Genomic DNA, 21310 nt, shown 5'->3' on the forward strand with positions numbered 1-21310 from the left:
GGTTTCACGCGATGGATCGGCGGCAGTACAGGCGCGCGGGAAGGACCGCCCTCGCGGTGGGAGTGATGCTCGGACTCGGGGCGGCCGCCACCGGGTGCACCGGTGACCGGGCCGCCGCCGAAGGGGCGCACGGCTCCGTCGGCGACCCGGTGGCCGTGCTGCGGCGGGCCGCCGGCACCTTGCGCGAGGCGGGCAGTTCCAGGGCCACCACGTCCATGGAGATGGCGACCGGCGGCACCCGGGTCACCATCCGCGGCCAGGGCGGCTACGACTTCAGGCACCGGCTCGGGCGGCTCACCGTGGTGCTCCCGGAGGACCCTGCGGGCACCCCTGAGCACCGGCCCATCACCGAGCTCCTCGCACCCGGCGCCCTGTTCATGAAGAACCGGGGCGCGGGCGTGCCCGCCGACAAATGGGTACGGGTGGAGACCGCGGGACTGTCCGACGGCAACCTGGTCACCGGCGGCGCCACCGACCCGTACGCGGCGGCGGAGGTGCTGCGCGGCACGCGCACGGCGGCGTACGTGGGGCGGACCGAGGTGGGGGGCACCCCGGTGCGGCACTACCGGGGGACGGCGGACCTGTCCCGCGCGTCGGCCGGCGCCTCGGCGGACAACCGGGCGACCCTGGCCGCGGCCGCCAAGGGGTTCGCCACGGCGGACGTGCCGTTCGACGCCTACCTCGACGACCACGGCCGCGTCCGCAAGCTGCGCCAGCGCTTCAGCTTCGTCAACGGCCGCGAGAAGACCCCGGTGGCGGTCACCTCGACCACGCTGCTGTACGGGTTCGGCACCCCCGTCGACGTGCGGCTGCCGAGCCCGGGGGACATCTACGCGGGCCGCGTCGCCGAGAGCGGGACCGGCGCGGAGCCCGCCCCGGGGACGAGATCCGGTCAGGGCACTAGTCAGTGACGCACCGGCCGAACTAGCCCGTCCGTGCCATGCGCGGTGTGTGGGGCGCTGCCTACTCTAGGAAGTCGGTGACGGCAGAGACGAGGTGACGCACGTGGCTCCGCTCGGCGGTACGGCAGTTCAGGACCACGTGGCCCTCGCCGAGATCGAACTGTGCGGAGAGCTGATCATCGCCGCCTCGGCCGCCGAGGACCGGCTGAGCCTGGAGAGCATCGACGCGGTGCTGCGGGTGGCCGAGGAGCGGAAACCCGCCGACCGCCCCCGCGGCCGGGACCGGCGCTGAGCGCGGCGGCGCCCACCCGGCTCAGGTGCGCAGCAGCCGGCCGATCGCCTTCGTCGCCTCGTCCACCTTGGCGTCGATCTCGTCGCCGCCCTTGAGGGCCGCGTCCGCCACGCAGTGCCGCAGGTGCTCCTCCAGCAGCTGCAGGGCGAAGGACTGCAGGGCCTTGGTGGAGGCGGACACCTGGGTGAGTATGTCGATGCAGTACGTGTCCTCCTCGACCATGCGCTGCAGGCCGCGGATCTGGCCCTCGATGCGGCGCAGCCGCTTGAGGTGCTCGTCCTTCTGCTTGTGGTAGCCGTGCGTGGCGCCGGCCTCGGTCGTCGTCATCACGGGCCTCCATGTCGGGACGAGCTGCGGATACATACCCCTAGTGGGTATATGGTAACGAATTTCGCGGGGTAGAGGGGCCTTGGTACGCCCCCGTGCTGATCGATCCGAGCGATGGGCGACACTGGATGACGGCCCGATAGCCGTGGCCGGATGTTGCGCCTAGCATCAGCCTGACCGAAACCGAAGCACCTAGAGGACCCCAAGTGCGCTTTCGTCTGACCCCCAGGGAGACGAGCTTCTACGACATGTTCGCCGCGTCCGCGGACAACATCGTCACCGGCTCGAAGCTCCTGATGGAACTGCTCGGGGCGGACTCTTCCGCCCGGGCCGAGATCGCAGAGCGTATGCGGGCCGCGGAACACGCAGGTGACGACGCCACGCACGCGATCTTCCACCAGCTGAACTCCTCGTTCATCACGCCCTTCGACCGTGAGGACATCTACACCCTCGCCGGGTCCCTGGACGACATCATGGACTTCATGGAGGAAGCCGTCGACCTGGTCGTCCTCTACAACGTCGAGGAGCTGCCGAAGGGCGTCGAGCAGCAGATCGAGGTGCTGGCCAGGGCGGCCGAGCTGACCGCGGAGGCGATGCCGAACCTCCGCACGATGGACAACCTCACCGAGTACTGGATCGAGGTCAACCGGCTGGAGAACCAGGCCGACCAGATCCACCGCAAACTGCTGGCGCACCTCTTCAACGGCAAGTACGACGCGATCGAGGTGCTGAAGCTGAAGCAGATCGTGGACGTGCTCGAGGAGGCGGCGGACGCGTTCGAGCACGTGGCGAACACGGTGGAGACCATCGCCGTCAAGGAGTCCTGAGGCGTCGATGGACACTGCCGCCCTGATCGTGACCGTCGCGGTCGCGCTCTTCTTCACGTACACGAACGGCTTCCACGACTCCGCGAACGCGATCGCGACCTCGGTCTCGACGCGGGCGCTGACCCCGCGGGCGGCGCTCGCCATGGCCGCGGTGATGAACCTCGCCGGAGCCTTCCTGGGCTCAGGGGTCGCCAAGACCGTCAGTGAGGGTCTGATCGAGACGCCGCAGGGCTCCAAGGGGATGGCCATCCTCTTCGCGGCCCTGGTCGGCGCCATCGTCTGGAACCTGCTGACCTGGTACTTCGGCCTGCCCTCCTCGTCCTCCCACGCTCTGTTCGGCGGCATGGTGGGCGCGGCGCTGGCGGGTGGCACCGAGGTGCTGTGGAACGGCGTCCTGAACAAGATCGTCATTCCGATGTTCCTGTCCCCGGTCGTCGGTCTGATCGTCGGCTACCTGGTGATGACGGCCATCCTGTGGCTGTTCCGCCGCTCCAACCCGCACAAGGCCAAGCGGGGCTTCCGCATAGCGCAGACGGTGTCGGCGGCCGCGATGGCCCTCGGACACGGCCTGCAGGACGCCCAGAAGACCATGGGTGTCGTGGTGCTGGCCCTGGTCATCTCCGGCCACGAGACCTTCGGCGACCCGATCCCGGTCTGGGTCAAGATCGTCTGCGCCGTGATGCTGTCCCTGGGCACCTACGCCGGCGGCTGGCGGATCATGCGCACCCTCGGCCGCAAGATCATCGAGCTGGACCCGCCGCAGGGTTTCGCGGCCGAGGCGACGGGCGCGTCGATCATGTTCACCACGGCCTTCCTGTTCAAGGCGCCGATCTCCACCACCCATGTCATCACCTCGGCGATCATGGGCGTGGGCGCGACGAAGCGGGTGAACGCGGTGCGCTGGGGCGTGGCCAAGAACATCGTCCTGGGCTGGTTCATCACCATGCCGGCCGCGGCCCTGGTCGCGGCGGCCGCCTTCGGGATCGTTAACCTGACCGTGCTCTAGCCGGCCGGCCCCGAGAACGCGAGCGGGCCCGCCCCCGGAGATTCCGGAGGCGGGCCCTTCTGCATCCTCGCGGTGGCACCGCCATGCAGCACCGCGAGGGGATCTGGGGCTATCCGAAGCGCCCGGAGATGTAGTCCTCCGTGGCCTGCACCGACGGGTTGGAGAAGATCCGCTCGGTGTCGTCGATCTCGATCAGCCGGCCGGGCTGGCCGACCGCCGCCAGGTTGAAGAACGCCGTGCGGTCCGACACGCGGGCCGCCTGCTGCATGTTGTGCGTCACGATGACGATCGTGAAGCGCTCCTTCAGCTCCCCGATCAGGTCCTCGATGGCGAGCGTGGAGATCGGGTCCAGGGCCGAGCAGGGCTCGTCCATCAGCAGCACCTTCGGCTCCACGGCGATCGCCCGGGCGATGCACAGCCGCTGCTGCTGACCGCCGGACAGGCCGGACCCGGGCTTGTTCAGCCGGTCCTTGACCTCGTTCCAGAGGTTCGCGCCCTTCAGCGACTTCTCCACGATGTCGCTGAGCTCGGCCTTCTTGTAGTTGCCGTTCAGCCGCAGCCCCGCCGCCACGTTGTCGAAGATCGACATCGTCGGGAAGGGGTTCGGCCGCTGGAACACCATGCCGACCTCGCGCCGCACCGACACCGGGTCGATCCCGGCGCCGTACAGGTCCTCGTCGTCCAGCAGCACCTTGCCCTCGACACGGCCGCCGGAGGTCACCTCGTGCATCCGGTTCAGCGTGCGCAGGAACGTCGACTTGCCGCAGCCGGACGGCCCGATGAACGCCGTCACCGAGCGCGGCTCGACCGTCATCGAGATGTCCTCGATCGCCTTGTGGGAGCCGTAGTAAGCGGTGAGTCCGCTCACGTCGATTCGCTTGGCCATAACTACTTCACTTCCAGTCAGTCGCTGAGGGGGTCGCCATGCGGCGGTAGCCGCCAATCGATGCCTTAGCGACCGGTCTTCGGGGCCTTCCAGCGGGCGATGCCCCGGGCCACCATGTTGAGGATCATCACGAAGGCGATCAGCGTGAGCGAGGCCGCCCACGCGCGGTCGTACGCCGCGTTGGCGCCCGCGCTCTGCGAGTACTGCTGGTAGATGTACAGCGGCAGCGACGCCTGCGCGCCCTCGAAGGGGTTGTTGTTGATGAAGGGGTTGCCGAACACCAGCAGCAGCACCGGCGCGGTCTCGCCCGCGATACGGGCGACAGCGAGCATGACGCCGGTGGTGATGCCGCCGATCGAGGTCGGCAGGACCACCTTGAGGATGGTGCGCCACTTCGGCACGCCCAGCGCCAGCGACGCCTCGCGCAGCTCGTTCGGCACGAGCTTGAGCATCTCCTCGGTGGAGCGGACCACGACGGGCATCATCAGGATGGCCAGCGCGAGCGAGCCGGCGAAACCGAAGGGCTGCATCTCGAAGATCAGCATCAGGCTGAGGATGAACAGGCCCGCGACGATCGAGGGGATGCCGGTCATCACGTCGACGAAGAAGGTGACGGACTTGGCGAGCCTGCCGCGCCCGTACTCCACCAGGTAGATCGCGGTGAGGATGCCGACCGGCGCGCCGATCAGGGTGGCGAGGCCGACCTGCTCCAGGCTGCCGATGATGGCCGCGTAGATGCCGCCGCCCGGCTCGGAGTCGGCGACGACCCCCATGGAGTGGGTCAGGAAGTAGAGGTCGAGGACCTTCACACCGCGCGCCACGGTCACCCAGATCAGGGAGACCAGCGGGATGACGGCGAGCAGGAAGGCGACCCAGACGAGCGAGGTGGCGACGCGGTCCCTGGCCTGGCGGCGGCCCTCGACGCGGGCGGAGATGCCGAACGTGCCGAGGATGAACAGGATCGCGGCGATCAGGCCCCACTGGACCTTGCTGTCCAGGCCGGCGGCGAGGCCGATGCCGACAGCGACCACGAGGGAACCGGCGGTGATGGCCCAGGGGGACCACTTCGGCAGGCTCGCGCCGCGCAGCGAGCCGGTCCGCTTGTCGGCGAGGCTGGCGGTGCTCATGCGTTGGCCCCCGAGTACTCCTTGCGGCGGGCGATGATCGCCCGGGCCGCGCCGTTGACCAGCAGGGTGATGACGAACAGGACCAGACCGGAGGCGATCAGCGCGTCACGGCCGTCCTGCGTCGCCTCGCTGAACTTGCTGGCGATGTTCTGGGCGAAGGTGCCGCCGCCCGGGTCGAGCAGGCTGGCCTGGATGTCGAAGGTCGGGGAGAGCACGGTGGCGACGGCCATGGTCTCGCCGAGGGCGCGGCCGAGGCCGAGCATCGAGGCGGAGATAACGCCGGACCGGCCGAAGGGGATCACCGCCATGCGGATGACCTCCCAGCGCGTGGCGCCGAGGGCCAGCGCGGCTTCCTCGTGCATCTGCGGGACCTGCCGGAAGACCTCACGGCTCACGTTGGTGATGATCGGCAGGATCATGATCGCGAGCAGGATGCCGACGGTGAGCATCGAGCGCGGCGCGCCGCCCTGCCAGTCGAAGACGCCGGTCCAGCCGAGGTACCTGTCCAGCCAGCCGTAGAGGCCGGTCATGTGCGGCACCAGGACCAGCGCGCCCCACAGGCCGTACACGATGGACGGCACGGCGGCGAGCAGGTCGATCACGTACGCGACCGGGCCGGCCAGCCTGCGCGGCGCGTAGTGCGTGATGAACAGCGCGATGGCGACCGAGATCGGGACCGCGATGGCCATCGCGACGACCGAGGAGACGATCGTGCCGAAGGCCAGCACCGCGATGCCGAAGACCGGCGGGTTGAGGTTGGTGTTCCACTCGAAGGTGGTCAGGAAGTTGCCGTGGTCCTTGCTGATCGCGAGGGAGGCGCGGTAGGTGAGGAAGACCGCGATCGCGGCCATGATCACCAGCAGCAGGATGCCCGAGCCCCGGGACAGACCGAGGAAGACGCGGTCACCGGGGCGGGTCGCGCCGCGGGCGTTGCGTGCCTGCTCGGTCAGGGTCGGCTGGGGGCTGGGTGGAAGCGAGTCTGTTTTCCGTGTCGATATGTCCATCGGGTTCTCCGGTCTGCGGAGCCGCTTCGGTGGGCGGCTCGGTGGAGCCGGACGCCCGACGGGGGCGGTGCGGCTCCGGGCGGCGGTGCACCGGACGGTGCGGTCCGGCCCCGCGGGGGCCGGACCGCACTCGGATCAGCTCAGGCCCTCGATGGTGGTGCGGACCTTGGCGATGATCTTGTCGGGGACGGGCGCGTAGTCGATGCCCGAGAGGACCTTCTGGCCGTCCTCGCTGGCGATGTAGCGCAGGAAGGCCTTGGTGGCGGGCAGGCTGTCCGCCTTGTTGCCCTTGTCGCAGACGATCTCGTACGTGACCAGGGTGATCGGGTAGGCGCCCTCGGCCTTGGTCTTGTAGTCGAGCTGCAGCGACAGGTCCTTGCCGGTGCCGACGACCTTGGCGGCCGCGATGTCGGCGGTGGCGCTCTCGGTGCTGGGCGCGACCGGCTTGCTGGCGCCCGTGTCGATGGAGACGGCCTTGACGCCGTCCGAGACGTAGGACAGCTCGAAGTAGCCGATGGCGCCGGAGGTCTGCTTCACCTGCTGGGCCACGCCGGCGGACTGCGGAGCGGACTGACCGCCCTTGGCCTGCCAGGCCTTGCCGCCGGAGTACTTCCAGTTGTCCGGGGTGGTGGCGATCAGGTACTTGGTGAAGTTGTCCGTGGTGCCGGACTCGTCCGAGCGGTGGAACGGCTGGACCTTGAGGTCGGGGAGCTTCGCCGACGGGTTCAGCTTCTTGATCGCCGGGTCGTTCCACTTGGTGATCTTGCTGTCGAAGATCTTGGCGAGGGTCGGCGCGTCCAGGACCAGGTTGTCCACACCCGGGACGTTGTAGCCGACGGCGATCGGGCCGCCGACCATCGGCAGGTCGATGCCCTGGCCGCCGGAGCAGACCTTCTTGGAGGCGGCGACCTCTTCCGGCTTCAGCGCGGAGTCGGAACCGGCGAAGGCGACCTGGCCCTGGGTGAACGCGGTGACACCGGCGCCGGAGCCGCCGCCCTTGTAGTTGATCTGCACGCCGCAGGCCTGCGAGAAGCTCTTCACCCAGGCGTCGATCGCGTTCTTCTGCGCGGAGGAGCCGTCGGCGAGGAGCTGGCCCTTGGCGCCGTCGCACTTGATGGAGCTGGCGCTGGTCGACGACGAAGAACCGTCGGTCGTCTTCTTGCCCGTGTCGTCGGAGCCGCACGCCGTCAGGGCCAGGGCGCCGGAGACGGCGACAGCACCGAGCGAGAGGGCGCGCAGCCGGTTCTTGCGCTGAAGCTTCACTTTCGGGAGTTCCTTCCAGGAGCCGCCGCAGTCGGCGGCGTGCGAAGTCGTCGAAGGTGCATGAGCGCGTTCATGGCCGCCCGGAGCACCGCGTAAGGCCGAAATTAGGCAGAACAGGTGAAGCCGCCGATGGCCGGAAGTGAACTAGGGGTGAACCCCTGCCGTCGGCCCGGTGAGGTCACGGAATGCTCACGGGGAGAGCACGTGGAGGTTCCGACATCCGTGTCGCGCGGACACGTCCTGGGTGCAGTTCCGCGTGCGACGGGAACCCGTGTGCGCATGGCGTCGTCTCGTTCCAGGGAAGCCGAGGAAAGGCGACGGACATGGAACGGCGTACGTTCATCACGGGCGGCACGGCCACGCTGGCCACCACCGCGCTGGCAGGCTGCAGTTCCGGCACGGACGCCTCCGTGCGATCCTCGGCACGCTCCTCCCCATCCTCCGGTACGGCGCTGAAGACCACCAGCCAGGCCGCCGCCGCCAACTGGGCGGCCCTCGCCCGCGACCTGGACGGCGCCTTGGTGCGCCCCGGCGACGCGGCCTGGAAGACGGCCCACCAGCTCTACAACACCCGCTTCGACGGCCTGAAACCGGCCGCTGTGGCCTACGTCGCCCACACCGCCGACATCCGCACGACGCTGGCGTACGCGGCGGCCCACGGCATACGCGTGTCGATACGCAACGGCGGCCACTCCTACGCGGGCTACTCCTCCGGCGACAACCGCCTCGTCCTCGACGTCTCCCGGCTGAACCGGATCCGGGCGAGCGGCGGACAGGCCGTGGTCGGCGCCGGCTCCAAACTGATCGACGTCTACCGCGCGCTGGCCGCGAAGGGCGTGACCATACCCGCCGGCTCCTGCCCCACCGTCGGCGTCTCCGGCCTCGTCCTCGGCGGCGGTCACGGTGTCGCCTCCCGCGCCTACGGCCTGACCTGCGACAGCCTCACCCAGGCGACGCTCGTCACCGCCGACGGCACCCAGGTGACGGCCGACGCGCACAACCACTCCGACCTGTTCTGGGCGCTGCGCGGCGCGGGCAACGGCAACTTCGGCGTCGTCACCGAGCTGCACTTCAAGACCCATCCGGCGCCGCAGGCGGTGACGGCGTACCTGACGTGGCCCTGGTCCAGGGCGGCCGCGGTCGTCAAGGCCTGGCAGGAGTGGGGCCCCTCCCAGCCGGACGAGATCTGGTCCGCCCTGCACCTGGCCTGCTCACCGGGCAGGACGCCCACCATCTCGGTGTCCTGCTTCTCCCTGGGCACCTACGGCGAACTGCAGAACGCCGTGGACCGCCTGGCCCACAAGGCGGGCGCGGACGCCTCCTCCGTCTCCCTGCGCCGCCGGGGCTACGAGGAGGCCATGGAGATCTACGCCGGCTGCTCCGCCTTCTCCGCCGACGCCCAGTGCCACCTGCCCGGCTCCACCCCGGGCCGCTCCACCCAGGGCAGGCTGGGCCGGGAGACGTACGCGGCCCGCTCCGACTTCTTCGACCGCTCGCTGTCCCCGGCGGGCGTCCAGACCCTGCTCAAGCAGATCGGCTCGGTCCGCGGCGGTGCGGGCAGCATCGCGTTCACCGCGCTCGGCGGTGCGGTCAACCGGGTCTCCCCCACGGCGACCGCCTTCGTCCACCGGCGCTCCCGCATGCTGGCGCAGTACATCGCCTCCTGGGGCGCGGGCGCCTCCGGCGCCACGGCGCAGTCCTGGCTGACGTCGGCCCACCAGGCCATGGCCCCGCACGCCTCCGGCGCGGCCTACCAGAACTACACGGACCCCACCCTGAAGAACTGGCGCGGGGCCTACTACGGGGACGCGGCGGCACGCCTCGGCACGGTGAAGAAGCAGTACGACCCGGACCGCTTCTTCACCTACGCGCAGGGGCTGTGACCAACGGGCCCGGGCCGGCGCCGGCGTGCACCGGCGCCGGTCACGCCGCCAGGTCCCGTTCCTGGGTCTCGACCGGCTTACGGGCACCGGAGAACAGGGCGCCGCGCTGCTCCCCCGCGGAGCGGCTCCGCACGAGCCACCCCGCCCGCCCCGACCGCTCGACCGCCTTCATCAGCGGGGTCAGCAGCGCCATGGCGGGCGGCGACAGCAGCAGCGCGACCGCCGTGCCCAGGGCGAATCCACCGACGACGTCCGTCGGGTAGTGCACGCCCATGTAGACCCGGCAGAACCCCTCCAGCAGCGCGAGGCCGATGCCGGCCAGGCCGAAGCGGCGGTTGGCCACGAACAGCCCGACCCCCAGGGCCATCGTGATCGTCGCGTGGTCGCTGACGAAGGAGAAGTCCGTCTTCCCGGAGACGAGGACGTCCAGCCCCTGGTGGTCCACGAAGGGCCGCGGCCGCTCGACGAATCCGCGTATCGGCACGTTCACCAGGACCGCGAGCCCGGCCGCCAGCGGGGCCCACACGAGAGCCGCAACCGAGGAGGCCGCCTCCTCGCCGCCCCGGCGCCGCACGGACCACCAGCACCACAGCACGAGCAGCACCATGCCCAGCAGCAGCCCGTACTCACCGACGAACTCCATGACCCGGTCGAACCAGTGCGGCGCGTCCTTCGCGAGACCGTTGATGTCGTACAGCAGGCCGACGTCGGGGTTCGATCCGGATTCGGCGAGTACAGCCATGGTGCTGCGGCCCCTTCGTCGTAGTCCCGGACGCACCTCGTGTGCGTCGCTCCGGCTCCCCGTGGTTCGTAGATCCGCATCCGCTGCACTGACGTCCGCTCGGCTACGTCAACAGGAACGCACGACCTCCGTCCATACGTTCCACTCTCCACCGAATGATCACGCAGACGTTATCGAAGAGAGACTCATCTCCGCAGCTCAGGGGGCAGGTTCACGCTCGGTTCACACGTCCGTGGGGAGTGCTTTTGCGCCATCTTCGGTCACCCGGGTGGCGCCGAAGTAGTCGGGGGTGTCGACGGGGTCGAACCGGATGACGGCGCCCGTCCTCGGCGCGTCGATCATGTACCCGCCGCCGACGTAGATGCCCACGTGCCGGATGGCCCGCGAGTCGGTGAGGTCGTCGGAGAAGAACACCAGATCGCCCGGCAGCAGTTCGGCCCGGGAGGGGTGCGGGCCGGCGTTGTACTGGTCGTTGGCGACTCGGGGCAGGGGGATGCCGACCTTCTCGTACGCGGCCTTGGTCAGACCCGAGCAGTCGAAGCGTCCTCCCTGGTCGGCGGTGCCGTTGCCGCCCCAGAGATAGGGCGTGCCGAGCTTGCTCTGGGCGAAGGCGATGGCCCCCGCGGCCTGCCGGCTCGGGTCGAGCCGGGTGACCGGGGCGGCGAAGCTCTTCTCCAGGCTGCGGATCCGCTTGACGTAGTTCTGCGTCTCGCTGATGGCGGGCACCCCGCCGGACCTTATGACGCGGTACGCACCCGCGTTGTAGGCGGCGAGCATGTTGTCGGAGACGTTCCCGGGAACGTCCTTGACGTACTTGGCGAGTTCGCAGTCGTACGACGCGGCCGATGGAATCGCGTCATTCGGGTCCCAGATGTCACGCCTGCCGTCGCCGTTGCCGTCGATGCCGTGGGTCGCCCAGGTGCTCGGGATGAACTGGGCGATGCCGCGCGCGTCGGCCGGGCTGACGACCGTCGGGTTCCATCCGCTCTCCTGGTAGAGCTGGGCGGCGAGCAGCGCCGGGCTCAGCGCGGGGCACAGGTTGCCCCACCGCTGCACGAGCTGCTTGTAGGCGGCCGGCACGGCGCCCTTGGCGAGCCCGCGACTGCCCGTGGCGACGCCGTTGACGAGGTTTCCGGCGACCACGTACACACCGACGACGAGCAGCATGACGAAGCCCATGCCGAGCCCGACCGCCGCACCCCCGAGCACCCATACCTTCCGCACGGTCCAACTCTCCCCCATGCCGCACCATTTCCAGTCCTGTTCGGACCGAAGTGGCGCCAATTCACAGGGGAACGGCGGCGCGTGCGGCGGGTGACGCACGCTCAGAACGCGGCCGTGGCCTCCCGGTACAGCTCCGCCGCCGCGTCGCGCAGCACCACGCTGTACGAGACGTCGGCCGTGTCCCCGCCCTCCTCGTGCCCGCCGAGCACCCCGACGACCTGCCCGTCGGCGTCGGTCCACGGACTGCCGCTGGTGCCGCTCGGGAAGTCGGGGCAGTCGATGCGCTGCTGGGCGGGGCCGCGCCGGTCCGGCCTGTTGGTGCAGCTGACCGGCGTCTCCAGGGAATCGGGGTAGCCGGTCACCGTCACGGCGGTGGCGCCGGTGGCCGCCCCGGCCCGGAACCGGTTCGCCCCGACCACGTCCTCGATCCTCCGGCCGTCCAGCGCGTCCAGGTGCGCCAGGGCGACGTCGCTGTCCTCGTCCTGCCCGTTCACCCACCCGTACGGCACGTACGGCCTCCCCACCCGCCACACGCCGTACGGCGCCCTGCCGTCCCGGTACCCCGGCACGAACACCAGATCGCCGCCGTCGGCGCCGGCCACGCAGTGGGCAGCGGTGACGATCAGATCGCGCTGCGGGCTGTGCACGACCGAGGCGGTGCAGAAGTGCCCGCCGGCCAGTGCGCCGGCCCGGCCGGCCCCGAACAGCGCCCCCACCCGCGCGGTCCGCGCCGTCTCGGCGGCCACGGCCGTGAACCCGAGGGGCCGGGGACCCGCGTCGGCGGACGCGGCGGAGGCGGAGGTCAGCGCGAGCAGCACCGCGGCGCCGAGGAGCGCGGGCCGTGAGGTGAACGAGGCACGTGCGGTGCGAGAGATGCGCTTCATCAGGCCCCCACTCTGCGCCGCGGGCTGAGCAAGCCGTCCCGACCACACCGAACTCTTACCGCGAGACCTCCCCGGGGGAAGCAGCGCGGCAGCATCCACCGTACTGTCCCGCCGCCACTCCCGCCTCTCCAGCCGTCCCAGCCGGTCATCCTCCCTGGGCGCGGCACGCAGGACCGCCGGGAGCCGCCACGGGTCACCGCGGGTCACCGAAAAAGCTGCAGTCGCACGCTTGTTCGTACGCCAATCATGAGAACATCGTCTCGACGCCTCACCCGACCAGCCGTCAGAAACCGTGCGCGGTCGTAGAAGGGGTCAACGACGGAACCACACGACAGGTTCCGCACCGGCGTCGTTGCCCGGCGTGACCTGCCGTGATACACAGAGTAACCGTACGGGTCATTCGTACAAAACCCGCGAACCAATGACGTCAAGTCGACATACGACCGGGGCGTTGTCGGCGAGAATGGACGTGACCTCTGCACACCGCAGGGGGCTTGCGGAACTACCCACCAGGGGCGGTGACTTACATGCTCTTTGCGGCCGACAAGGGAGACATCAACACCATCATCGGCGGGATCGCTCCGGACTGGGGCCCCTTCGGCAGCCTGGGCAACGAGGCCAAGGTGATGATCGAGGTGGTCATGGCCGTGGCCATTCTGCTCTGCCTGGGCATCGCGGTCTGGGGCGCGGCCAAACAGCGGATCGGCGCGACGGCCCTGCGGGACACCTTCAGCGCGGAACAGGGCAAGGGCCTCATCATCGCGGGCCTCACCGGGGTCTTCATCATCGGCTCGCTCGGCACCCTGTTCACCATCGTGTACGGCATGGCGGTCTGACGCCCCCTCCACCGCCGGGCAGCCCGGCCGCCCCCTCCACCCCACCCGTCCGTCGTGCCCACCGGCTGAGGTTGCGTTTCCCTGATGTCGAGTCACCACACCGCGCCCGCGCGGGAACCAGCACGGCTACCGTCGTACGCACACGACGTGGAGGGGGCCTACCCGGCATGAGTCCCGGAGACGAGCAGGGTTACACCGAGCCGGGCCAGACCCGTACCCGCCTGCCCGGCGGCGACCCCTACGGCGGCGCGCCCCGCAGAACGGGCCGCTCCTCCTCCCGGGGCCTGGTCACGGTCGTCGGCGTGGTGGTCCTCCTCATCGCGGCCATCGCCTTCGCGAACCGGGGGGACGGCTCCGCCACGGACGGCTCCGCCGGCAAGGGCGACCGCCCGAAGGCCGCCGCCCCCACCGCGGCGAGCGGCACCAAGCCGGTCGACACGAAGTCCGCCAACATCCCCTCGGGCTTCGCCCACACGGAACAGGGGGCGCAGAGCGCTGCCGCGAACTATGCGGTGGCTTTGGGGTCGGCGGAGATGTTCAACAAGAGCCGGCGTGACGCCATCCTGCAGGCCATCATGACCCCGTCCACGGTGACGAGTTCGAAGACCGCGATGGACAAGGCGTACACCCCCGACTTCGGTCAGAGCCTCGGCCTGTACGCGGACGGCACGGCGCCGAAGGGCTACACGTTCGTCTCGCGTACGAGCCCGGTCGGCACGAAGGTCACCGAGGCGACCGGCGACACCGCCACGGTCGAGGTCTGGTGCAGCGGGCTCCTCGGCCTCGCGGGCGACAAGTCCACCAACCCGGTCACCAACAGCTGGTTCACCATCACGATGAAACTCGAGTGGACCGCGAACGACTGGAAGATCATCACGCACTCGCAGCAGGAGGGCCCGGCGCCAGTCCCCGGCGACGACAAGGCCTCCAGTTCGGAAGAGATCTCGAAGGCCGTCGACGAGTACGGAGGGTTCACCTATGCCCGCTAACCGGCGCGTACTCACCCTGGCAGCCGCCGTCACGGCCGTGCAGACGGCAGCAGTCCTCATGGCGACCCACGCCTTCGCCGCCCCCTCACCCTCGCCCTCTCCGACGAGGAGCGACGACGCCTGCGACCTGATCCACGGCGCCGCCAAGCAGTTCTGCGAGAAGGACAGCGGCGGCTCCAGAAAAGGCCTCACCACCCCCGACAACCCCCTCACCTCCACTCTCGACCCCCTCTCCTCCCTCGGCAAGGGCTGCGCGGACGCCGCGTCCTGGACCATCGGCAAGCTCAGCGACGCCGTGAAGGAGACCGCGAACGTCGACTTCACGAACACCAAGTTCCTGCAGCAGTACGCCGTCGTCTTCGCCGCCTCCACGATCCTCACGCTCCTGCTGTGGCTGCTGGCCGTCGCCAAGCGGGCCGTGCGCGGCGTGCCGCTGACCACCGCCATCTCCGAGGCCGTCGGCTTCCTGTGGCTGACGGTGCTCGCCTCCGCCTTCACCCCGCTGATCCTCTACACCGTCGTCTCCGCGACCGACGGCGTCACCGACGTCCTCGCCAAGGCCACCGGCGACCAGACCGACACCTTCTTCGGCACCTTCTCCGGCGCCCTGGCCAAGGGCGACGACATCGGCGGCGGACCGATCATGCTGATCGTCGTCTCCCTGGTCAGCATCCTCGCCGCCGGCATCCTCTGGCTGGAGCTGGTGATCCGCGCCGCGCTGCTCTACGTCGGCGCCCTGCTCGGCACCGTCGTCTACGCCGGCCTGGTGGACAAGAACCTGTGGGGCCACGTACGGCGCTGGGCCGGCATCATGATCGCCGTCATCCTGGTCAAACCCGTCATCGTCATCGTGCTCGGCCTGGCCGGCGCGCTGGCCGGCGACAACGGCCCCGACGCCTTCTCCGCCGTCGTCTCCGGCCTCGCCATCATCCTGCTCGCCATCTTCGCCAGCGCGATGATCTACCGCTTCGTCCCCGGCTTCGGCGACGAGATCGCCGGCTCCCGCAGCAACCGCATCATGCAGGGCGCCGAGGGCAAGGCCGCGGCGGTGATCAGCTCCCCGGCCACCCTGGTCGCCCAGGGCATCAAGACGCACAGCACCCGCGCCGACAACAACGGCTCGGGCGGCGTCGCCAGTGGCGCCCGCCCTGCCAACCCCGCCTCCGGCGGCGTCGCCGCCCACAGCGGCCGCACCGGGCAGGGCGGCGGCGGAGCAGTCCCCTCCGCCGCGCCGGCGCCACGCGCGCCCAGCCCGGTCAGCACCCCGCACGCCGGCAACACACGCAACAGCAGCAGCAACCGCTCAGGAGGTGAGGGGCGTTGACGACCGAGTCCCACATGTCCCATCCGGTCACGCCCCGCCGTACGTATCTGATCGGCCGCGCCCGGCCGAACGCGATCATCGGCCGGAACCGCGAGTCCGGCGAGATCGCGCTGATCGTGGCCGGCGCGTTCCTCGGCATGATGTGCGGCCTCCTCGTACCCGTCCTGTCCCTGCGGATCGTGCTGCTGACGGGCTTCCCGCTGCTGGCCCTCGCCGCGGTCTACGTGCCGTACAAGCGCCGCACGTTCTACAAGTGGTTCGAGATCAACCGCTCCTACAAGCGCTCCGTCAAGCGCGGCGCCACCTACCGTTCCGGCGTGGTCGAGGCCGGCACCCGGCTCGACGGGCGGGAGGTCGAGGTCGGGCCGCCGCCCGGCATCGGCCGGATCACCTGGCTCGCCGCGCCGTTCGGACCCGACGAGATCGCCGTGCTGCTGCACGCCGACCGCAAGACCGTCACCGCCGCCATCGAGATCGAGGGCCCCGGCGTCGGCCTGCGCGACTCCGAGGACCAGGAGGCCCTCGTCGACCGCTTCGGCACGCTGCTCAAGCACGTGGCCAACGGCGACGGCTTCGTCACCCGGCTGCAGATGCTCGCCCGCACCCTGCCCGCCGACCCCGACGCCCACGCCAAGGACGTCGCCCTGCGCGGCGACGACAAGGCGCCCGACTGGCTGTCCCGGTCCTACGACCAGCTCCAGTCCATGGTGTCCACCAGCAGCGAGCAGCACCGCGCCTACCTCGTCGCCTGCATGCACTACGGCCGCGAACTGGCCGCCGAGGCGAACGCCATGGCCCGGGCCGTCCGCGCGCACGGCGGCAAGGTCGACCGGGACGCCGGGCTCGCCGTCGTCATGGCGCGCGAGCTGACCGACATCTGCTCACGGCTGCAGGAGGCGGACATCCGCGTCCGCCAGCCCCTCGGGCAGGGCCGGCTCGCCTCCCTCATCCACTCCATGTACGACCCGGACCACCCCATCGACCACATCCAGGCGATGACCCAGCGCAACGCCTGGCCGGCCGAACTGGACGCCATGGAGCCCACCTACCTCCAGGCCAAGACCCGCGAGTCCGCCACCCGCGCCCCCTGGTGCCACGCCACCGCCTGGGTGAAGGAGTGGCCGATGACCCCCGTCGGCGTCAACTTCCTCGCGCCGCTGCTCGTCCACACCCCGGACGTCATCCGAACGGTCGCGGTGACGATGGATCTCGAGCCCACCGAGGTGGCCATCGAACGCATGCTGACCGAGAAGACCAACGACGAGGCCGAGGCCTCCCGCGCCGCCAAGATGAACCGCACCGTCGACCCGCGCGACATCGCCGCCCACAACCGGCTGGACCAGCGGGGAGAAGACCTCGCCAGCGGCGCGGCCGGCGTCAACCTGGTCGGCTACATCACCGTCTCCGCACGGTCCCCGGAAGCCCTCAACCGCGACAAGCGGACCATAAGGGCGTCCGCCGGAAAGTCGTACCTGAAGCTGGAGTGGTGCGACCGCGAGCACCACCGGGCGTTCGTGAACACACTTCCCTTCGCCACCGGCATTCGAAGGTAGGGGCTGATGCGCTGATGCGGGACCCGCTGTCCGTCCTCACGGAAGCCTTCACGTCCTTCCTGTTCGGAAAGGTCGAGACGACCCGGCTGCCGGTGCGCACCTCCACGGGCCAGGCCCAGGCGGTCTACCTGCCCACCGCCGCGCCCGGCCTCGGCGACTCGGGCGTCATCATCGGCCGCGAGGTGTACTCCGGGAAGGGCTACATCTACGACCCCTTCCAGCTCTACGGCCAGCAACTGCCGGCCCCCCACTGGCTGGTGCTCGGCGAGTCCGGCAACGGCAAGTCGGCCCTGGAGAAGACGTACGTCCTCAGGCAGCTCCGCTTCAAGGACCGCCAGGTCGTCGTCCTGGACGCCCAGGGCGAGGACGGCGTCGGCGAGTGGAACCTGATCGCGGAGGAGCTGGGGATCACCCCCATCCGCCTGGACCCGACCGCGGCCCTCAACCACGGCATCCGCCTCAACCCGCTGGACCCCTCGATCACCACGACGGGTCAGCTCGCGCTGCTGCGGACCATCATCGAGGTCGCCATGGGGCACGGCCTGGACGAGCGCTCCGGCTTCGCCCTGAAGGTCGCGCACTCCTACGTCAACGAGTCCATCGTCGACCGCCAGCCCGTCCTCACCGACATCGTGGAGCAGCTGCGGCACCCGGAGCCGGAGTCCGCGGAGGCGATGAACGTCGCCATAGACGACGTGCGGGCCTGGGGCCTGGACGTCGCCCTGGTCCTGGACCGGCTGGTCGACGGCGACCTGCGGGGCATGTTCGACGGCCCGACCACGGTCGGCATCGACCTGGACGCCCCGCTCATCGTGTTCGACCTGTCCCACATCGACCGCAACTCCATCGCCATGCCGATCCTGATGGCCATCGTCGGCGTGTGGCTGGAGCACACCTGGATCCGCCCCGACCGCAAGAAGCGCATCTTCCTGGTGGAAGAGGCCTGGCACATCATCAACAGCCCGTTCGTGGCACAGCTCTTCCAGCGGCTGCTGAAGTTCGGGCGCCGGCTCGGCCTGTCGTTCGTGGCGGTCGTCCACCACCTGTCCGACGTGGTGGACGGCGCGGCGGCGAAGGAGGCCGCGGCGATCCTGAAAATGGCGTCGACCAGGACCATCTACGCCCAGAAAGCCGACGAGGCGAGAGCGACGGGCCGGGTCCTCGGCCTGCCGCGCTGGGCGGTCGAGATCATCCCCTCCCTCACCCCGGGCATCGCCGTCTGGGACGTCAACGGCAACGTCCAGGTGGTCAAGCACCTGGTCACGGAGACCGAGCGCCCGCTGGTCTTCACCGACCGCGCGATGACCGAGTCCGCCAGCGACCGGGCGGCCGACGACGCCCTGCGCGCGGCCGAGCTGGAGGCCGAGCAGCGGGCCGCCGCCTTCGTCGAGCAGCACCTGGGCGACTCGGAATCGACGGTGGCGTAGGGGAGGCAGGAGTGAGACCGGACGATCGCCGTGACACCCGCCGGGAGGGTCAGGGCGGGATCCCCGACGGGCTGCTGATCGGCGTACTCGCGTTCCTCCTCGGAATCACCGTGCTGGTGTGGACGGCCACCGGCCTGGCGGCCGTGTTCGCACACGGCGCCTGGCCCGACGGCGTGACGTTCACCCGCACGGCCCTGGCCATGCGTCACCTCATCGGTCAGCCCCACGACCTGCCCGGCGCCTGGCCGGACACCCCCGCCGGCCGGCTCTCCGGCTGGGGCCTGTTCTGGGGACTGTTCATCGGCCAGCTGATGATCCTGCTCGTCCTCACCCTGTTCGTGATGGGCGCGGTGGCGAGATGGCGAGCGGGCAGGAGGCGGCGCGTCTCCGAGCAGGGCGCGGCATGGGAGCGGACGGAGGCTCCCGCTCCTGCTCCCGCGCCCGTGGCTCCTACGCGTGCCCCTGTCCCGGCTGCCGTGCCCGCCGCCGCTCCTGTGCCGGAGACGGCGTACGAGCAGCGGCAGGAGGTCCCGGTGCCGCGCGCGGAACCGCATCCACAGGCTGTGGAAAACTTCGCGGGCGGCGGGGCACAGGGGACCGGCTGGGAGGCGCCCAGCACCGAGGGCACGGTCCTCTACGGCTCGCCGACGACCCGGCACACCGCGGCGGTCCAGGCCGTCCAGGAAGCCCAGGGCCCCGCCCTGGTGGTCACCTCGAACCCGGCTCTCTGGGCGGAGACCAAGGACGCCAGGGCCAAGCTCGGCCCGGCCCACCTCTACGACCCCGCACACCGCTGCGACACACCGGCCCGTCTGCACTGGTCCCCGACCAGCGGCTGCGAGGACAAGGAGACGGCGCTGAACCGGGCCAAGGGCCTCCTCGGCCCCGTCCGGCCCACCGCCAAGCTCGACCAGGCCGTGGCCGACACCGCCACCACCCTGCTGCGCAGCTACCTGCACGCCGCGGCACTCGAGTCCCGCACCATCCGACACGTCCACCGCTGGGCCCAGGGCACCCAGGTCCAGGACGCCGTGCGCACTCTCCGCACCCACGCCAAGGCGGCCCCCGGCGCCGCGGGCGAGCTCGAGGCCGCCCTCACCGCGCACCCCGAACGCCGGGACATGGCCCAGGAGCTGATCAGCAGGGCGCTGTCCGCCCTGTCCACCGTCAACATCCGGGAAGCCTGCACCCCAAACCGAACTGATGCGCTCGCCCTGGATTCCTTCGTCCACGAAGGGGGCACGCTTTATGTGGTCGGTGAATCCATCGAGGACCCCAGGACCCACCCGGGTGCGATGCCCCTCCTGACGGCCCTCGTCTCCAGCGTGGTCGAGCACGGCCGGCGCATGGCCGAACGGTCATCCTCCGGTCGGCTCGACCCACCACTGACCCTGGTCCTGGACGACGTCGCGGCCGTGGCCCCCCTCCCCCAGCTCCCCGACCTGCTCGCCACCGGAGCCGGCCAGGGAATGCCCGTCCTCGCCCTGCTCCGCTCCCGCGAACAGGCCCGGGCCCGCTGGCCGCACCAGGAGCTGCCGGCCTGACCGTGCGCTCCGCGCCGCGGCGCCCGCCCCGGCCCACCGCACCAGCGTGGGTCACCGCTCCAGCACGAACTCCAGCTCGTTCTCGGCCTCGTCCTTGGAGAACGTGACGGCCAGTCCGCTCGGCCCGAACCCCGCCTTGCGGTAGGCGCCCTGAGCCCGTGCGTTGTCGGCGTGCACGAACAGGCGCACCCGCTCGGCACCCTGCCGCCAGGCCCATGAGACGGCGGCGTCGAACAGCATCTTGACCATCCCGTTGCCCCGGTGCTCCGGCCGGACGAACACCCCGACCACATGGCCCTGCCGCCGCTCCACCGGATACCCCGCCCAGTCCGTCGTCCCCGGCTGCTCCAGCAGCACGGTGACGGTGCCGGCCCAGCCCCCGTCGGGCAGCTCGGCGATGAACTGCTGCGCGGTGCCGGACCCTTCACCGGACCCGATCGCCCGTTCCTGGTAGAAGGAGTCCGGCCGGGCCACGGCGACGTCGTAGGTCTCGAGAAAGGCGATGTGCGCGACCGGGTCCCGCAGCGCGTCCAGGCGCAACTGCTTCACGGCCGCCCACTCGTCGGGGCGTATGGCACGGACGACGTAGTCATCGCTGGTCGGGGAGTTCATGCAGCCACGGTAGCGGCGGCCCTCGCCCGCCCTCACCCGATATACGGGCGCCCGCCGTCAGTGCCGGGGCCTCCACCCTGCACGGCGCGATGGTCCGCGGCTGCGACGCGACGCTCGTCGCCGACGCGCACACCGCACGGTGGAAACCGCCGAGGTCACCTTCCAGTGAGCTTTTTCGGAGTGGCCACTGATCGAGTGATGGCTCGACCGAAGCACGCTGGTTGTCACATAGGCGGGCGGACTGTCGCTGTGGCCGGGACTGCTTGCGTTGGACTTGACCGGCTGAACAGCGTTGTCACCGCGGCTGGTTGAGGCGGCCAGGGTTGTCAGTGGCTGGTGACAGGATCACCGGCATGGTTTTGGTACGTACTACTCCGCCGCGGCCCGTGGACGTGACCGCGGTCTTTCCCGAGCTGGAGCCGTGGGCGCGTCCTGCGATCCGGCTGCACCCTCGTCCCGGGTCGCCTTCCGTCGGGGAGAGCTCGGTCGGGGGGCCGTTGCTGTGGCCGGCTGAGGAGCCGTGGCCACACTGTGAAGCCTCGCACCTGCACGTGGACAGCGGATTCCGCCAGTCGCCGGCCGACGTGCGGCTCAAGAGACGCATGCAGGCCCGGCGGCACCGTGATCACAAGGGCAGTGGGACGACGCCCGAGGAGGC

The 21310-nt window shown here is 70.4% G+C and carries 20 protein-coding genes; 11 read left to right on the top strand and 9 right to left on the bottom strand.

Annotated elements, in window-relative coordinates:
• Positions 1 to 11: 11 nt before the first annotated feature.
• Positions 12 to 911: a hypothetical protein gene (locus tag ACFQ9Z_RS29620; RefSeq protein WP_383025612.1), complete on the top strand. Its 900-nt coding sequence runs from the start codon at positions 12 to 14 to the stop codon at positions 909 to 911.
• 85 nt (positions 912 to 996) lie between these two features.
• Entirely contained in the window at positions 997 to 1194 is a 198-nt protein-coding gene (locus tag ACFQ9Z_RS29625; protein ID WP_383025615.1) for a hypothetical protein, read from the top strand.
• A gap of 21 nt (positions 1195 to 1215) precedes the next feature.
• Here ACFQ9Z_RS29625 and ACFQ9Z_RS29630 read toward each other — a convergent pair whose 3' ends face one another.
• A complete protein-coding gene (locus tag ACFQ9Z_RS29630) occupies positions 1216 to 1521 on the bottom strand; it encodes a metal-sensitive transcriptional regulator (protein ID WP_073901267.1) in 306 nt (101 codons plus the stop codon).
• 206 nt (positions 1522 to 1727) lie between these two features.
• Here ACFQ9Z_RS29630 and ACFQ9Z_RS29635 point away from each other — a divergent pair, with 206 nt between their 5' ends.
• On the top strand, positions 1728 to 2348 hold the full coding sequence (locus ACFQ9Z_RS29635) for a DUF47 domain-containing protein (RefSeq protein WP_073901268.1): 621 nt from the start codon (positions 1728 to 1730) through the stop codon (positions 2346 to 2348).
• A 7-nt stretch (positions 2349 to 2355) separates the two neighbouring features.
• Positions 2356 to 3354, top strand: coding sequence for an anion permease (locus ACFQ9Z_RS29640; protein ID WP_383025618.1), 999 nt, complete (start codon positions 2356 to 2358; stop codon positions 3352 to 3354).
• A 109-nt stretch (positions 3355 to 3463) separates the two neighbouring features.
• On the opposite strand, the gene pstB is transcribed toward ACFQ9Z_RS29640, so the two are convergent.
• From pstB to pstS, 4 genes are all read right to left on the bottom strand, one after another.
• Positions 3464 to 4240 (bottom strand): phosphate ABC transporter ATP-binding protein PstB, encoded by a 777-nt coding sequence (gene pstB, locus ACFQ9Z_RS29645; RefSeq protein ID WP_383025622.1) that lies wholly within the window; start codon positions 4238 to 4240, stop codon positions 3464 to 3466.
• Positions 4241 to 4305: 65 nt separating this feature from the next.
• The gene (gene pstA, locus ACFQ9Z_RS29650) at positions 4306 to 5367 is read right to left on the bottom strand and encodes a phosphate ABC transporter permease PstA (RefSeq protein ID WP_383025626.1); all 1062 of its coding nucleotides are present in this window, start codon (positions 5365 to 5367) and stop codon (positions 4306 to 4308) included.
• Positions 5364 to 6371, bottom strand: coding sequence for a phosphate ABC transporter permease subunit PstC (pstC, locus tag ACFQ9Z_RS29655; RefSeq protein WP_383025629.1), 1008 nt, complete (start codon positions 6369 to 6371; stop codon positions 5364 to 5366). The genes pstA and pstC overlap by 4 nt, the downstream gene beginning before the upstream one ends.
• Before the next feature lie 135 nt (positions 6372 to 6506).
• Positions 6507 to 7634 carry a phosphate ABC transporter substrate-binding protein PstS gene (gene pstS, locus ACFQ9Z_RS29660; RefSeq protein WP_383025633.1) on the bottom strand — a complete coding sequence of 376 codons (1128 nt, stop codon included), beginning with the start codon at positions 7632 to 7634 and terminating at the stop codon, positions 6507 to 6509.
• Between the two features lie 323 nt (positions 7635 to 7957).
• Here pstS and ACFQ9Z_RS29665 point away from each other — a divergent pair, with 323 nt between their 5' ends.
• Positions 7958 to 9517: an FAD-binding oxidoreductase gene (locus ACFQ9Z_RS29665; RefSeq protein ID WP_383025636.1), complete on the top strand. Its 1560-nt coding sequence runs from the start codon at positions 7958 to 7960 to the stop codon at positions 9515 to 9517.
• A 40-nt stretch (positions 9518 to 9557) separates the two neighbouring features.
• On the opposite strand, the gene ACFQ9Z_RS29670 is transcribed toward ACFQ9Z_RS29665, so the two are convergent.
• The 3 genes from ACFQ9Z_RS29670 to ACFQ9Z_RS29680 form a co-directional block, all read right to left on the bottom strand.
• Entirely contained in the window at positions 9558 to 10259 is a 702-nt protein-coding gene (locus ACFQ9Z_RS29670) for a phosphatase PAP2 family protein (RefSeq protein ID WP_383025641.1), read from the bottom strand.
• Positions 10260 to 10481: 222 nt separating this feature from the next.
• Positions 10482 to 11483 (bottom strand): NlpC/P60 family protein, encoded by a 1002-nt coding sequence (locus ACFQ9Z_RS29675; protein WP_383025644.1) that lies wholly within the window; start codon positions 11481 to 11483, stop codon positions 10482 to 10484.
• Between the two features lie 101 nt (positions 11484 to 11584).
• Positions 11585 to 12367: a trypsin-like serine peptidase gene (locus tag ACFQ9Z_RS29680; RefSeq protein WP_383025647.1), complete on the bottom strand. Its 783-nt coding sequence runs from the start codon at positions 12365 to 12367 to the stop codon at positions 11585 to 11587.
• 527 nt (positions 12368 to 12894) lie between these two features.
• Here ACFQ9Z_RS29680 and ACFQ9Z_RS29685 point away from each other — a divergent pair.
• From ACFQ9Z_RS29685 to ACFQ9Z_RS29710, 6 genes are all read left to right on the top strand, one after another.
• Positions 12895 to 13203, top strand: a complete 309-nt coding sequence (locus tag ACFQ9Z_RS29685; RefSeq protein WP_014673544.1) for a hypothetical protein — start codon at positions 12895 to 12897, stop codon at positions 13201 to 13203.
• Positions 13204 to 13370: 167 nt separating this feature from the next.
• The gene (locus ACFQ9Z_RS29690; RefSeq protein ID WP_383025650.1) at positions 13371 to 14192 is read left to right on the top strand and encodes a hypothetical protein; all 822 of its coding nucleotides are present in this window, start codon (positions 13371 to 13373) and stop codon (positions 14190 to 14192) included.
• On the top strand, positions 14182 to 15516 hold the full coding sequence (locus ACFQ9Z_RS29695) for a hypothetical protein (protein WP_383025653.1): 1335 nt from the start codon (positions 14182 to 14184) through the stop codon (positions 15514 to 15516). Before ACFQ9Z_RS29690 ends, ACFQ9Z_RS29695 begins: the two co-directional genes overlap by 11 nt.
• A 14-nt stretch (positions 15517 to 15530) precedes the next feature.
• The gene (locus ACFQ9Z_RS29700; RefSeq protein WP_383025695.1) at positions 15531 to 17069 is read left to right on the top strand and encodes an SCO6880 family protein; all 1539 of its coding nucleotides are present in this window, start codon (positions 15531 to 15533) and stop codon (positions 17067 to 17069) included.
• 14 nt (positions 17070 to 17083) lie between these two features.
• Positions 17084 to 18496 (top strand): ATP-binding protein, encoded by a 1413-nt coding sequence (locus ACFQ9Z_RS29705; RefSeq protein ID WP_383025657.1) that lies wholly within the window; start codon positions 17084 to 17086, stop codon positions 18494 to 18496.
• An 11-nt stretch (positions 18497 to 18507) separates the two neighbouring features.
• Positions 18508 to 20040, top strand: coding sequence for a TraM recognition domain-containing protein (locus ACFQ9Z_RS29710; protein ID WP_383025660.1), 1533 nt, complete (start codon positions 18508 to 18510; stop codon positions 20038 to 20040).
• A gap of 51 nt (positions 20041 to 20091) precedes the next feature.
• On the opposite strand, the gene ACFQ9Z_RS29715 is transcribed toward ACFQ9Z_RS29710, so the two are convergent.
• The gene (locus ACFQ9Z_RS29715) at positions 20092 to 20652 is read right to left on the bottom strand and encodes a GNAT family N-acetyltransferase (RefSeq protein WP_383025664.1); all 561 of its coding nucleotides are present in this window, start codon (positions 20650 to 20652) and stop codon (positions 20092 to 20094) included.
• Positions 20653 to 21310: the final 658 nt, after the last annotated feature.

Origin of the sequence: Streptomyces sp. NPDC056580 (genome assembly GCF_042793175.1) — a bacterium.
Classification (GTDB): Bacteria; Actinomycetota; Actinomycetes; order Streptomycetales; family Streptomycetaceae; genus Streptomyces.